Consider the following 12,383-nt stretch of genomic DNA (forward strand, 5'->3'; position numbering starts at 1 on the left):
TAAGCACTCCTTTTTATATCGTTAATTTCTCTTTAATAAACTGATGTAATTGGATAGCGAGATAAGAACCTATTCTCTCCTGATCCTCGGATTGAAATATTTCCGTACTCTCTTGATTTCTAATTAACAAGCTGCTAATAAAGCTTAATATCTCCATTTCTGCTTCCTCTGCGTTAATTGGTGAAAGCATGATCAAGAAATATTTGATTTTCATACTATTACCATCCATTCCTTGAACGATGATCGATTTTGCTAAAGGATGGATCGTAAAGCTTGGCTTCATAATATCTTCACTACGTGTATGAAATAATGCCAGCATTGTATTTGGAATACCTAATCCACCTAAGTCTGCCCTTTCTTGCAATTTGATTGCTACCCTTTTGGCATCGGTGATTACTTGCTTTTCCTCTAACTCCTTACAAATCTCTTGTAAAATAAAAGCTAATGCTTGATTTCCTTGATAGGATTGAAGATAAAAGCCTTCTAATAAGGAAATCACTGCACTTGTCATCGATTTTATACCTTTTATGTGGTTAACCGTTTCTTGCTTCGTTATTTTCCTGTTTTTTAATGTAGTGATCTTTGCTTTTTTTAGGCCAGCTTTCATTTTAAGTTTTCGGATTTGACTATTAATCTTATGAATATCCTCTGTCGTCAGAATAGGTGATGCCAAAATATACTCATGCTCCATATGCTTGATCGGCACTGTTGAGATAATAAAATCATAGCTCGACCATTTTCTATTCTCTAAATCAAATAAAGAAGAGCTTTCAATCTCGGTGATCTCAGGAATTTGTTGAATAATCTTCGATGCGAGCATCTTGGATGTCCCTATCCCACTCGAACAGACTACAAGTACTTTTAACGTTATTTCTTTATCCATTCGTAAGAGAGCAGAAGCAAAATGTAGCACAAGGTAAGCAATTTCCTCTTTTGGAAAATGGATATCAGGAAACACTTTCTTTGTCCCTTCCTCCAATATAAAGAAAAGCTGATGGTAGTCTGATTCTATTTCTTCCATTAATGGATTCTTAATATTCATTCCTTGCTGCAGCCGATAAATGGCTGGCTTTAAATGGGCAACGAGGTCATCTAGAATATGCTCTAAACTCAGTAAATCTTTATTTAATATATTACTAACAAAGGAAATTAGTTGCTTTGCCTTGTAAGCAATGTCTAGAGAGGACTCTTCCATCAAATATTCATGGTTTCGTAGTTTAGCACCAAGTAAGTGCATGGTTACATAACCTATTTCATCATTAGGTATTTCAATCTGTAGCTGTTCCTCCAACGTAAAAGTAATTTCGTGTGCGATCTTATATTCCTTTGTCTCCTGCAGCTCTTTTAAATAAACGGGATCGAACTGTATTCTTTCCCCTTTCTGTAGCCTTTCCATTGCAAGAGCCAAATGAACGACAAGGCCAACATAGGCACTGTCTGCGAGTTCATAGGGAAGATTCGCGCGGTAAGCATTCACCGTTTGTTCGATATAGGTTAATTTATCTTGATCAACCATACCTAACAAACGATTAGATATCGCATTAGACGGATCTTCTTTTTCAATGTTCTTACGTAGTAATTGGATAACCTCTGATTCACTGACATGCTTAGAGATTAAATAACTGATGGCAGCACGTTTATTTTCTTCTGCACCATCTATTTTGACACCATATCCTCTTCTTCGTATTAGGTTCAATTCATACTTTGTCATGATTTCCTCTAGCATATCTAAATCATGACTGATCGTGGCAATCGTTACATTTAGTTCACTGGCTAAATGAAATAATTTGATTGGCTCTCTTGCTTCAAGAAGGGTTGTTAGTATAATCGACTGTCTCTCATCTGGTGTATAATCGGTATATTGTAGCTTCATGATCGCATGCTTTAATGCCTTTTTATCAGTATCGTCTCCTAAAACCGATACCCCTACACCTGCGCGCTTGTTTATACGGAGCTCATATTGCGATAGAACGTCTTCCATATTTTTTAAATCACGGTGTACAGTTCTTTCACTTACTTCTAAGTTCTTGGCAATGGTTTTGATAGTGGTTGGCTCCTGTTTCGATAAGAGTAATTCAATAGTACGTCTTTCTCTACCCGATAAATACAATAAACACCCCTCCCTTTCCCCAATACAAGACAGACAAATTTAAATTACTTTCTTTCAGTTTATACCTGCTTTCCCCATCGTTTCAACGTTATTTTATTATTTTATTTTCTGGTTAAATGTTGACAAAATTTAATAAGTTAGAAATGCGGAATTCACGTGGAGCTAGGTAATTCTATTTGTGTAGAAGTGGAAATTAAAAGGAAAACACATTTTAATAAACCTAAAATGTGTTTTCCTTTGTTTTACCCTAATTCACGTTTAAATAATTTATTGGAAATAATGTAAGCGATGATCATGACACCGATGCACCAAGCAAGAGCAGTCCAGATACTATTGTTAACCTGGCCTTCATATAAGAGGGCACGGATCGAATTTACGATTGAAGTAACGGGCTGGTCCTCCGCGAACGCACGAACAATTTTAGGCATGGTTTCGGTGGGAACAAAAGCCGAGCTAATAAAAGGTAGAAAAATCAGCGGATACGAGTATGCTGTCGCTCCTTCCATTGACCGTGCTGTCAGCCCGGGAATGACCGCGAGCCATGTCAGCGCCAGTGTAAACAGACTGAGTATTCCAACTACCGCGAGCCAATCTAGGATATCCGCATTAGATCGGAACCCAATTAAGAGCGCGATGAGGATAACGATACCGACAGTGAGCACGTTGGTAACAAGTGAGGTCCACACGTGAGCCCACAACACCGATGAGCGCTTGATGGGCATGGTAATAAAACGCGCCATCAGTCCGCTTTTTACATCTGTAAATAGTCGTAAGGAAGTGTAAGCAATGCCTGATGCGATAGTGATTAGCAAAATTCCCGGCAATAAATAATTGACGTAGTTGTCGGTGCCTGTCTCTATAGCACCGCCGAATACGTAGACAAACAACACCATCATTATAATCGGCGTAATCGCAACCGTAATAATCGTATCTGGACTGCGCATAATATTGCGCATTAAACGCCTTAGTAATACCCATGTTCTACTTTTCATTTATATTACCTCCTTTTTGACCGATTACCGAAAGGAAAATCTCTTCCAATGTCGGCTGTTTTTCGATATATTCCACTTTCGTTGGCGGGAACATCTCTTTAAGCTCGGAAAGGGTACCGGTCGTGATGATTTTTCCGCCATGCAGGATGGCAATACGATCCGCCAGTTGTTCGGCTTCCTCCAAGTACTGGGTCGTCAGCAAGATGGTCGTGCCGCCGTCGGCAAGCTTCTTGACAGTATTCCAGACTTCAATCCGTGCTTCGGGGTCAAGCCCTGTTGTCGGTTCGTCGAGAAAAATGACTGCTGGCGTCCCGATCAAGCTCATGGCGATGTCAAGCCGGCGCTTCATCCCGCCAGAATACTTGTCGGCCCGTCGGTTGGCCGCATCGGTCAGGCTGAATCTTGCTAGCAGATCGTCGGCGACTTGAGCGGGATTGGAAACTCCCCGCAACTCAGCGATCATCATCAGGTTTTCCCGTCCAGTGAGCATGCCGTCTAAAGCTGCGAACTGCCCTGTCAGGCTAATGCTCTGGCGAACATGATCAGATTGACGATGGACGTCAAAGCCGCAAATATCTACTTCGCCGCCATCGGGCTTCATTAGCGTCGAGAGGATGTTGACCGTCGTCGTCTTGCCCGCTCCATTTGATCCCAGCAGTGCGAAAATTTCGCCACGCCGCACCTCAAAATCTACCCCCTTTAGAACTTGCTTGTCTTTAAAGGATTTTTTTAACCCTTTTACAGAAATCGCTGCATTACTCATACTTTTTTCCTCCTTATTAAAGCGCAACAAGGCGCTAATTTACCTATATTTTTCTATTCAGTCTGACTGATAATCTGTGTGACTTACTACCAGATTAAAAATATAACTGAATAATGAAGGTGCACATCCACATTTGTAACCAGCTATTCAGTCAGAATTATTTATTGAATTTACTTTTTTCTCAATGCTTAATAATACTCTGATTCAAATCTTCCGATACTTGTCGACATAGGTTTTAGGATTTGCCATTAGTTCGTCGGCAAAGCAACAGGGTAAATAAAAAACATAATATTATTAGTACGAAGCAAACTCGAACGATATTTCGGCAAAAGTTCGATAGAATTTTGCCGTCTAGTATTATGTTCCTTCTATTTTTTCTTAGCCTTATCGACTTTTTGTTTGATCGATTCTTGATAAAGATCAGCGTAAGTTTTTGAGTCTTCAATCAGTGCATCGCAGAAAGCAGCAACGTCTGTTCCTGTGACTTCAAGCACACCTTTCCCAGCAGCTACGCCTTCTTCAAAGAAGTTGATAATCTCTGAGAGCAGTCCGATACCTTCGTTTAGCTCAACAGGACCGACTTTAAAGAGATATTTTTGGATCTCTTTATAAACAATTTGGTAATCTTGCGGAAGCGCTTTGACACGTGAAACATGGGCTCTCCATACTTTTTTTCCTTCGATGATTCCCTTGATACTCATTTCAGTCCTCCTAATTTTTTTGCTACGTTCTTGTTGAGTTGTTCACGCCATTTATCTCTATAAGTTTTTGCGCCTTCGTCACCAACAAGCGCAGCGCAGAAGCCTTTGATATCATCTCCTAGTACTTCATCGACGCTCTGGCCGTCTGCTGATGTAACTTCAAGCAGTTCAAGAGCACTGTCAAGAATCGGCATCAGATTACGACCGGTGAAATCTCCGTGAACCCAGAGATTACTATTAATTTCTTTCCAAGCAGTTTGATAGTCAGCTGGCAAGACTTTTGCTCGTGCTTCAAAACCTTTTATTTCTTTAGTCATATCGCTACCGGTTATTTTTTCTAAAAAGTTCATTGTATTCTCCTTTAAGATACTAAGCTGTTCAGCAAAGTACTATTATTTAATCGCATCGTTGAGTTTTTGACGTTGTTTATCAACCCACGATTTTGCATCAATGACGAGATCATCACAGAAGGCTGCTACGTCGTTGCCAGTAACTTCTTTAACACGCTTGCCATCGGCTACGGCTTCTTCAAGAAGGTCGATGATGTGATTAAAGACGAATTTCGTTTCTTGCCAATCTATCATGCCTCCAGTGTTAAAGAGATATTTTTGCATAGCTTTGTAAGCGTTGTGGTATTCACTTGGAAGTGTCTTTGCACGCGCCTCCATCGCCTTCCATTCCCGCTTGTCTTCCAGACTTCCAATAATTTTTTCAAAAATATTCATTTTACTTCTCTCCTTTTGATTTTATTCGTTTTGAGTTCGTTAATTTTACTTGAGACAAAATCCCATCTTCTCCAAAAAATTTCAAGTTGCTTTTGACCTGCTGCGTTGAGTGTGTAAAATTTTCTCGGCGGTCCCTTAGTGGATGGCTTTTTCTCGATGTCCACCAGATTATGTTTCTCAAGTCGCATAGTAATCGTATAAACTGTGCCTTCCACTACATCGGTGAAGCCAAGCTCTCGAAGATGTTGCGTGATTTCATAGCCATAAGTTTCGCCACGGCTGATGATCTCAAGCACACAACCCTCAAGCACACCTTTCAGCATTTCTGTGTTATTTTCCAAGTTTCCCACTCCATTTGTATTTCCCTATATTTTTTCAGTATTCTGTATCACAGGTATTTTGCAATACAGATATTAAGTGTTACTGATTACTAGTATATAGTAATACATAATAGCATCACTTGTCAAGAATAAAAAGTCCATTTTTTTAAGGATTCGAAACTAACTCAAGCCATCTGAGAGCTATACTTAGTCTGTTATTATAGAAGTTTCTCTATAGATTAATCACTCTACAATCGTCTTAAAGTTTTCATGTATAAATTAAAAAGGATAATTAGCCTTAAATAGGCTAACTATCCTTTGACGGATTATTTTATTTTTTATTTTTCAGTTCGTTAACTAATTCATCGTACTTTGGACTACTTAAGAAATTGTCTACTGAGATATGCTGGGCATTTGGTATTTTTGCCTTAGCCCGGTCCGTTAAGTCTTTATGGGTAATAATAAGATCTGCATCTTCTTGAAGATCATTTATCGCTTTATTCGTCACTTCAATATCAATGTTTGCCTTTTTGAATTTATCACGAAGCAATGAAGCTCCCATTGCGCTCGAACCCATCCCTGCATCACAAGCAAAAACCACTTTATTTACTTCACCCATCACTTTATTCTCCGTTAAATTATCTGCCACAGAGCTTTTCTTCCCTTTCATCTCTTGCATCTTACTTGTAGCATCGGTAAGATCTTCTTCCCTCTCCTTGCTCGTTCTTAATATCACTGCAGCAATTAAGAAGGAAACAATGGTTGCCACAATAACTCCTAGAATAACAGCAAGATGATCTCCTCTCGCCGTCATTGCTACTAACGCAAATATACTTCCAGGTGATGGAGGTGCTGATAAGCCTGCATTAAATAAACTGAATGTGAACACACCACTCACACCACCACCGATAGCTGCTAATAATAGTGCTGGCTTCATTAAAATATATGGGAAGTAGATCTCATGAATCCCACCTAAAAAATGAATAACTGCTGCACCAGATGCCGAATTTTTCGCCATTCCTTTACCGAATAGCATAAAGGCTAATAAAATTCCTAGACCTGGTCCTGGATTTGTTTCTAACAAAAACAGAATCGATTTCCCTGCTTCAGAGGCTTGGTCTACCCCTAGAGGGCTTAAAATCCCATGATTGATGGCATTATTTAAGAAAAGCACCTTAGCTGGTTCTATGATGATGTTCGCAAGCGGCAATAGGCCTGCATTGATTAAGGCTTCTACTCCAGATGCTAAAACTTCACTTAACACTGTCACAATTGGTCCAATAACCTTCAAGGCAATTCCTGCTAGAATTGCAGCAAGTATACCTGCTGAAAAGTTATTATAGAGCATTTCAAATCCAGAACGAATTCGATGTTGGAATAATCCATCTATTTTTTTGATTAAATACCCACTGAGCGGCCCTACTAGCATCGCTCCTAAAAACATCGGTATATCGGCACCAACAATAACCCCCATTGTCGCCGTCGCACCCACTACACCACCACGAATGTCATATACGATTTTCCCACCAGTAAAACCAATTAATAATGGCAATAAATAGTTAATCATTGGATCTACTAGTGCCGCAAAATCTTCGTTTGGCATCCAACCATCTGGTATAAATAGTGCGGTAATAAGACCCCATGCGATAAACGCAGCAATGTTTGGCATAATCATACCACTTAAATAACTACCAAAACGTTGAACTTTCGCCCGAAATCCTTTATTTTCCATTGACTTTACCCCTTTCCCTCTTTTTTTAGATAAGAATAATTGCTTATCTTAAGAATATAGCGATAACATCTCATATTCAAACTAATCTAATCATTATTTTGGCAAAGAGGATGTTGTCAGGATTTAATAAAGTAAGACTTCCATCAGTAGGGATGGTTAACGAAACTTATTAGGATGCGTAGCGCCAGTGACCGAAACAACACTTTTTTAGTTCTCGAAATAACTCCTATAGATGTAAGCTAAAGAACAACTTCAATAAATGGTAATCTATCTGTCTATGTGGAGTGCCAACAAGCGTCTTAGGTTGTCATCAATAAATTGATTATCGGCACTGTTGATCCCGCGCCCCGCGAAATGGCCCCAAATTGACTCGATAGGTTGAAAATCAGCGTTCGGTATAAGATTAGCCTCGTATTCATTATCATCTGCTGTGCAGAAAAGATCTGTGCTCCCTGGCATGATGCAGGTAAGTGCTTGAATGCCTCTGAGTGCCGCATCGAAATCACCGTTATAGGTGGAATTTGCACTTAGATCTGCGTTTTGTCCAGTCCATAGCATTGCCAGAACATTGTGGGGATCCATCTTCATAAAACTCTTTTCCCAGACACCAGCTACAAAACTCTCTAATGAATCATATCCTAGCACACGATAAAGTTCCTCTCTGTAAAATGTCTGAGATAAGCCCCACCCCGCATAAACACGGGCAATGGCACGCATGTCTGTAGAAGTCAACTGACTTATTTTATTGGAATCAAAACCTACTGAAGCCATGAGTGAAGCCTTCATTCCATCTAGGACTATATATGTTTGTGGCCAAGTCTTTGCACCCCCACAGAAGGGTGCAATACGTTCTACCATGTCTGGATAACTTGCCCCCCATTGGAATGCTTGAACACCTCCCATTGACCATCCAACGACGAGAGCGATCTTGTGAATCCCAAATTTTTCAGTCACTAGTCGATGCTGTAATTTCACATTGTCATAGATCGTAACTTGAGGAAATTTAGCTCGATCGAATGGAGGTGGCGTGTTACTAGGAGATGAGGATAATCCGTTACCTAGCAAATTAGGAACAATAATAAAATATTTTTGTGGATCCAGTGCCATTCCATTTCCAATCAACCATTCATTCTGAACATGTTGGTCACCAAAAGCAGTTGGATAGATGATCACATTATCTTTCTTTTCATTTAATTTCCCGTAAGTCTTATAAGCAAGAAAAGCTTTCGGTAACGTCACTCCTGATTGCAAGGTTACGTCACCTAAATCAAAAATTTCATAATCCATTCTATTGTTGCTCCCTTCTATTTTTAAAACAAAACTTTTTAGAATCTATTTCTTTGTTGTAAGTATAAACCTGTGTTACTCTCAATAAAAGTGAATAAAATTAAAAATAGTATTCAATAAAATTGAAAGTGCTAGGAGGAAAATAGGATGGAATTGCGTCAACTAAATACGTTTCGTACGGTTGCATCCACTCTAAATTTTAGTCGTGCTGCGGAAGTGCTCAATTATGTCCCTTCTAACATCACCATGCAAATAAAAGCATTGGAAGAAGAACTTGGCGTGCGACTCTTTGACCGATTGGGCAAGAAGCTCGTTCTTACAACAGCTGGTAAACGTTTTTTAACACATATCGAAGAGGTTCTAAACAAATTGGACGAAGCCCGCAGTGTCGTTCATGACAATGAAGAGTTAAGCGGTACTCTAACGATAAGTGCCAACGAGGTTCTTTGTGCCTACCGTCTTCCAGTTGTCTTTCAGCTATATCGTTCGCGTCATCCTGGTGTTCGTCTCATTTTTCGCTCTGTTCCAAATCAGCGACTTAAGGAAACACTTTTTGAAGGAACCGCGGATGCCGTCTTTATGCTGGACGAACCAATTCGTTCGAGCGGACTTGCAGTAGAACCGTTACTGGAAGAAACTTTCCGCCTTCTCGTCAATCCAGACCATCCCCTTGCAAAACGATCCGCACTAAAACTAGAAGATTTCCATGAAGAGGTGTTTCTGGTTAATGAAAAGGGTTGTACCTATCGAACCATGTTTGACCGGTCATTTGAGAAAAAGGGCATTGATAATATTACTTATTTAGAGTTTCACAATGCCGAAGCGATTAAACAATGTGCCATTACGGGAATCGGTATTGCCTTTCTTCCTGAAATAACAGCACAAGCCGAAATCGAACGGGGCGAACTTGTTGCTCTTCCATGGCAAATTCCCGACTTGCACGTCTACACACAAATGCTGTGGCATAAAGACAAGTGGCTTTCACCGATGATGTCATCTTTCCTAGAAGTAGTAAGAGAGGTTATCGCTATTGGGGAGGAGAATAAACAGCGATAGGAAACCCCTTATTCTCCTAATACCTAATTGCACCTCCACACGTAACTAATGAAGAAAACAATAGAGAAGGAAGGGCACAGATTCCCTCCCTTCTTGTCTATTTACCTATTATGTGCAAACGTTTCCACACACTAATATATCTTCTCTTTTATGAAAGTACAATCATTTTTCACTAGTCTAAAGTGTCTATGTTTAGTAATTTCGTTGCCTTACAGATTACGTTACTGTCTCAGCATTCACAAGGCTTTATCGAAAAGCTGCTCAGCTCCTTCACCACTCGAGAAAGCGGCAATCCAACAACTGTATAGTAGTCACCTATAATCTGTTTCACAAATATCGCACCAATGCTTTGGATCCCATAAGCCCCTGCTTTATCATAAGGATCATTGGTTGAGAGGTACCAATTTATCTCTTCCTCCGATAAAGTCCAGAATTCAACCTCTGTTCTTTCTACAAATGCGACTTCATTATCGAAGGAACGAATCATAACCCCTGTAAATACTTCATGTACATTTCCACTCAAGGTCGCAATCATACGATAAGCTTCCTCTTTATTTTTTGGTTTTTCGAGAATTTGATTATTGTAGGACACTACCGTATCAGCAGCTAAGATCACTTCTCCATCCTCCTGCAAGGTCACATGTCGCCCTTTTAGCAAAGCAAGCTTCCGCACCTTTTCAGCTGGATCCTTGCTAGCTATTTGAGATTCATCAACATTTGGTGCTCTTAGTGTATACGGAATTTCCACCTGTTTTAAAAGCTCTTGTCTTCTAGGTGATGACGATGCTAATACAAGTTTATTTTTCATGATATTCCTCCTGCAAATTTTTTATCAATTAAAAAGCACTAACTACTATATCTACTAAACTTTTATATGTTACCGGTAACTGGAATATATGGAACGAAGAGGATAATAGAAGTTTGTGTAATTTTTTTCACTATATTCTTTTTCTCATTAGACAAACACGCATTAAAATGCGGGTGATTCCTAATAAAAAAACTTGGAATAAGATTTCACCCCACTGATTCTAAAAAAATCAACCTAAATTTATCTTACCATGCATATACTTTTTTACAAAAGCAGACTTTCTAATTAAATGTTAACGATAACAGTGATAGGGGGGGTGCTAGAGGCATATGATAGTAAAACTATGAAAATCGCTACTAACTTTGACAACGCTGTCAACAAAGGAAGGAGACATAGAATGACAGACAAAATCTTAGAAATGAAAAATATCCATAAATCATTCCCTGGAGTCAAGGCATTAACGGATGTTCAGCTTGATTTGTATAGAGGTGAAGTGTTAGCACTTATCGGCGAGAACGGGGCTGGTAAGTCCACCTTAATGAAAATCCTTACAGGTATTTATCAAAAGGATCGTGGTTCGATTGTTTATAAGGGGAAAGAGGTGGCACCAAAAAACACGAAGGAAGCACAGGAGTTGGGTATTAGTATCATTCACCAAGAACTAAACTTAATGCAAGACCTTACTGTTGCAGAAAATATATTTATCGGAAGAGAGCCACGGGATAAGCTGCAATTCTTTTTAAAGGATAAAGAATTGAACAAAAAAGCAGAGGAATTGTTTCAGCAGCTAAACATTCATTTAGATCCAAAAACAAAAATAGCGGAACTAACCGTTGCTAAACAGCAGATGGTCGAAATAGCGAAGGCCCTGTCCTTTCATGCCAAAATCCTTATTATGGATGAGCCTACTGCAGCTTTAACTGACACGGAAATAAGTACATTATTTAAAATTATCCATTGGCTGAAAAGGGAAGGTGTAGGAATCATCTATATCTCACATCGGATGGAAGAATTAAAACAAATTTCGGATCGGATTGTGGTGATGAGAGATGGGGAGTATATCGATACACTCGAAACAGCTAGTGCGAACATCAAACAAGTTGTTTCCTTAATGGTAGGAAGAAAACTCCATATCGAACAAAAAGCTACTAATCCAAGTAGATGGAAGGAAATTGCCCTTGAAGTGAACCAGCTAAACAATCGTTATTTAAAAGATGTTTCTTTTCAGCTCAAAAAGGGAGAAATTTTAGGCTTTGCTGGTTTAGTAGGGGCTGGCAGGACAGAGGTAGCTCGAGCTATTTTTGGTGCAGATCCTTCCACAGGGATAATCAAAATACATGGGAAAACTGTGTCCATTAAACAGCCATATGATGCGGTGAGGCATGGAATAGGCTATTTATCAGAGGATCGCAAACGTTTTGGGCTTCTATTAGAACAAACAGTCCAAGAAAACATTGCCGCTCCCTCATTAGCTCATTATACGAAATTTACCTTTATGCATACGAAGAAGATAAAAAAAGAGACACAAAGCTATTCCAATCAACTAAAGGTGAAGACACCAAGCATGAACCAATTGGTGAAATACTTATCTGGTGGTAATCAACAAAAAGTCGTTATAGCAAAATGGCTATTAAAGAATTGTGACATATTAATTTTTGATGAACCAACAAGAGGAATAGATGTCGGAGCAAAACAAGAAATTTATGATCTATTAGAAAGTCTCGCAAAGCAAGGAAAATCCATTATCATGATTTCCTCTGAATTACCGGAAGTATTACGGCTTAGTGACCGGATTATAGTCATGAATGAAGGACGAACAACTGGGGAGTTGCCCCAGCATGATGCGAACCAGGAATCAATAATGGAGCTAGCGACGAAACAAGCTTGAA

General features: G+C 39.4%; 12 protein-coding genes. 2 read left to right on the forward strand and 10 right to left on the reverse strand.

Annotated elements, in window-relative coordinates; translation table 11 throughout:
* Nucleotides 1-13: 13 nt before the first annotated feature.
* The 9 genes from DLJ74_RS02010 to DLJ74_RS02050 form a co-directional block, all read right to left on the reverse strand.
* Nucleotides 14-2,110 carry a BglG family transcription antiterminator gene (locus DLJ74_RS02010; protein ID WP_109983142.1) on the reverse strand — a complete coding sequence of 699 codons (2,097 nt, stop codon included), beginning with the start codon at nucleotides 2,108-2,110 and terminating at the stop codon, nucleotides 14-16.
* 242 nt (nucleotides 2,111-2,352) lie between these two features.
* Nucleotides 2,353-3,102: an ABC transporter permease gene (locus tag DLJ74_RS02015; RefSeq protein ID WP_109983143.1), complete on the reverse strand. Its 750-nt coding sequence runs from the start codon at nucleotides 3,100-3,102 to the stop codon at nucleotides 2,353-2,355.
* Nucleotides 3,092-3,865 (reverse strand): ABC transporter ATP-binding protein, encoded by a 774-nt coding sequence (locus DLJ74_RS02020; RefSeq protein WP_109983144.1) that lies wholly within the window; start codon nucleotides 3,863-3,865, stop codon nucleotides 3,092-3,094. Before DLJ74_RS02020 ends, DLJ74_RS02015 begins: the two co-directional genes overlap by 11 nt.
* A 368-nt stretch (nucleotides 3,866-4,233) precedes the next feature.
* On the reverse strand, nucleotides 4,234-4,566 hold the full coding sequence (locus tag DLJ74_RS02025) for a DUF1048 domain-containing protein (RefSeq protein WP_109983145.1): 333 nt from the start codon (nucleotides 4,564-4,566) through the stop codon (nucleotides 4,234-4,236).
* On the reverse strand, nucleotides 4,563-4,916 hold the full coding sequence (locus tag DLJ74_RS02030; protein ID WP_054860143.1) for a DUF1048 domain-containing protein: 354 nt from the start codon (nucleotides 4,914-4,916) through the stop codon (nucleotides 4,563-4,565). Before DLJ74_RS02030 ends, DLJ74_RS02025 begins: the two co-directional genes overlap by 4 nt.
* Before the next feature lie 42 nt (nucleotides 4,917-4,958).
* A complete protein-coding gene (locus DLJ74_RS02035) occupies nucleotides 4,959-5,291 on the reverse strand; it encodes a DUF1048 domain-containing protein (protein WP_054860142.1) in 333 nt (110 codons plus the stop codon).
* Entirely contained in the window at nucleotides 5,288-5,632 is a 345-nt protein-coding gene (locus DLJ74_RS02040; protein ID WP_054788294.1) for a PadR family transcriptional regulator, read from the reverse strand. The genes DLJ74_RS02035 and DLJ74_RS02040 overlap by 4 nt, the downstream gene beginning before the upstream one ends.
* 310 nt (nucleotides 5,633-5,942) lie before the next feature.
* A complete protein-coding gene (locus DLJ74_RS02045; RefSeq protein ID WP_109983146.1) occupies nucleotides 5,943-7,343 on the reverse strand; it encodes a PTS mannitol transporter subunit IIBC in 1,401 nt (466 codons plus the stop codon).
* Between the two features lie 267 nt (nucleotides 7,344-7,610).
* Nucleotides 7,611-8,630 (reverse strand): alpha/beta fold hydrolase, encoded by a 1,020-nt coding sequence (locus DLJ74_RS02050; protein WP_109983147.1) that lies wholly within the window; start codon nucleotides 8,628-8,630, stop codon nucleotides 7,611-7,613.
* 147 nt (nucleotides 8,631-8,777) lie between these two features.
* Here DLJ74_RS02050 and DLJ74_RS02055 point away from each other — a divergent pair, with 147 nt between their 5' ends.
* Nucleotides 8,778-9,686 carry a LysR family transcriptional regulator gene (locus DLJ74_RS02055; RefSeq protein ID WP_054860139.1) on the forward strand — a complete coding sequence of 303 codons (909 nt, stop codon included), beginning with the start codon at nucleotides 8,778-8,780 and terminating at the stop codon, nucleotides 9,684-9,686.
* A 229-nt stretch (nucleotides 9,687-9,915) separates the two neighbouring features.
* On the opposite strand, the gene DLJ74_RS02060 is transcribed toward DLJ74_RS02055, so the two are convergent.
* The gene (locus DLJ74_RS02060) at nucleotides 9,916-10,494 is read right to left on the reverse strand and encodes a Maf family protein (protein ID WP_109983148.1); all 579 of its coding nucleotides are present in this window, start codon (nucleotides 10,492-10,494) and stop codon (nucleotides 9,916-9,918) included.
* A gap of 397 nt (nucleotides 10,495-10,891) precedes the next feature.
* On the opposite strand from DLJ74_RS02060, the gene DLJ74_RS02065 reads away from it, so the two are divergent.
* Complete coding sequence (locus tag DLJ74_RS02065; RefSeq protein WP_109983149.1) at nucleotides 10,892-12,382, forward strand: sugar ABC transporter ATP-binding protein; 1,491 nt, start codon at nucleotides 10,892-10,894, stop codon at nucleotides 12,380-12,382.
* The last annotated feature ends 1 nt before the right edge of the window (nucleotide 12,383 follow it).

This window comes from Gracilibacillus dipsosauri, from assembly GCF_003176895.1.
In the GTDB taxonomy this organism is placed as follows: Bacteria; Bacillota; Bacilli; order Bacillales; family Amphibacillaceae; genus Gracilibacillus; species Gracilibacillus dipsosauri.

Excerpts from the sequence above, each read along its gene's own strand:
- DLJ74_RS02015 (WP_109983143.1), bottom strand. The coding sequence starts at position 3,102 with ATGAAAAGTAGAACATGGGTATTACTAAGGCGTTTAATGCGCAATATT.
- DLJ74_RS02020 (WP_109983144.1), bottom strand. The coding sequence starts at position 3,865 with ATGAGTAATGCAGCGATTTCTGTAAAAGGGTTAAAAAAATCCTTTAAA.
- DLJ74_RS02025 (WP_109983145.1), bottom strand. The coding sequence starts at position 4,566 with ATGAGTATCAAGGGAATCATCGAAGGAAAAAAAGTATGGAGAGCCCAT.
- DLJ74_RS02030 (WP_054860143.1), bottom strand. The coding sequence starts at position 4,916 with ATGAACTTTTTAGAAAAAATAACCGGTAGCGATATGACTAAAGAAATA.
- DLJ74_RS02035 (WP_054860142.1), bottom strand. The coding sequence starts at position 5,291 with ATGAATATTTTTGAAAAAATTATTGGAAGTCTGGAAGACAAGCGGGAA.
- DLJ74_RS02045 (WP_109983146.1), bottom strand. The coding sequence starts at position 7,343 with ATGGAAAATAAAGGATTTCGGGCGAAAGTTCAACGTTTTGGTAGTTAT.
- DLJ74_RS02050 (WP_109983147.1), bottom strand. The coding sequence starts at position 8,630 with ATGGATTATGAAATTTTTGATTTAGGTGACGTAACCTTGCAATCAGGA.
- DLJ74_RS02055 (WP_054860139.1), top strand. The coding sequence starts at position 8,778 with ATGGAATTGCGTCAACTAAATACGTTTCGTACGGTTGCATCCACTCTA.
- DLJ74_RS02060 (WP_109983148.1), bottom strand. The coding sequence starts at position 10,494 with ATGAAAAATAAACTTGTATTAGCATCGTCATCACCTAGAAGACAAGAG.
- DLJ74_RS02065 (WP_109983149.1), top strand. The coding sequence starts at position 10,892 with ATGACAGACAAAATCTTAGAAATGAAAAATATCCATAAATCATTCCCT.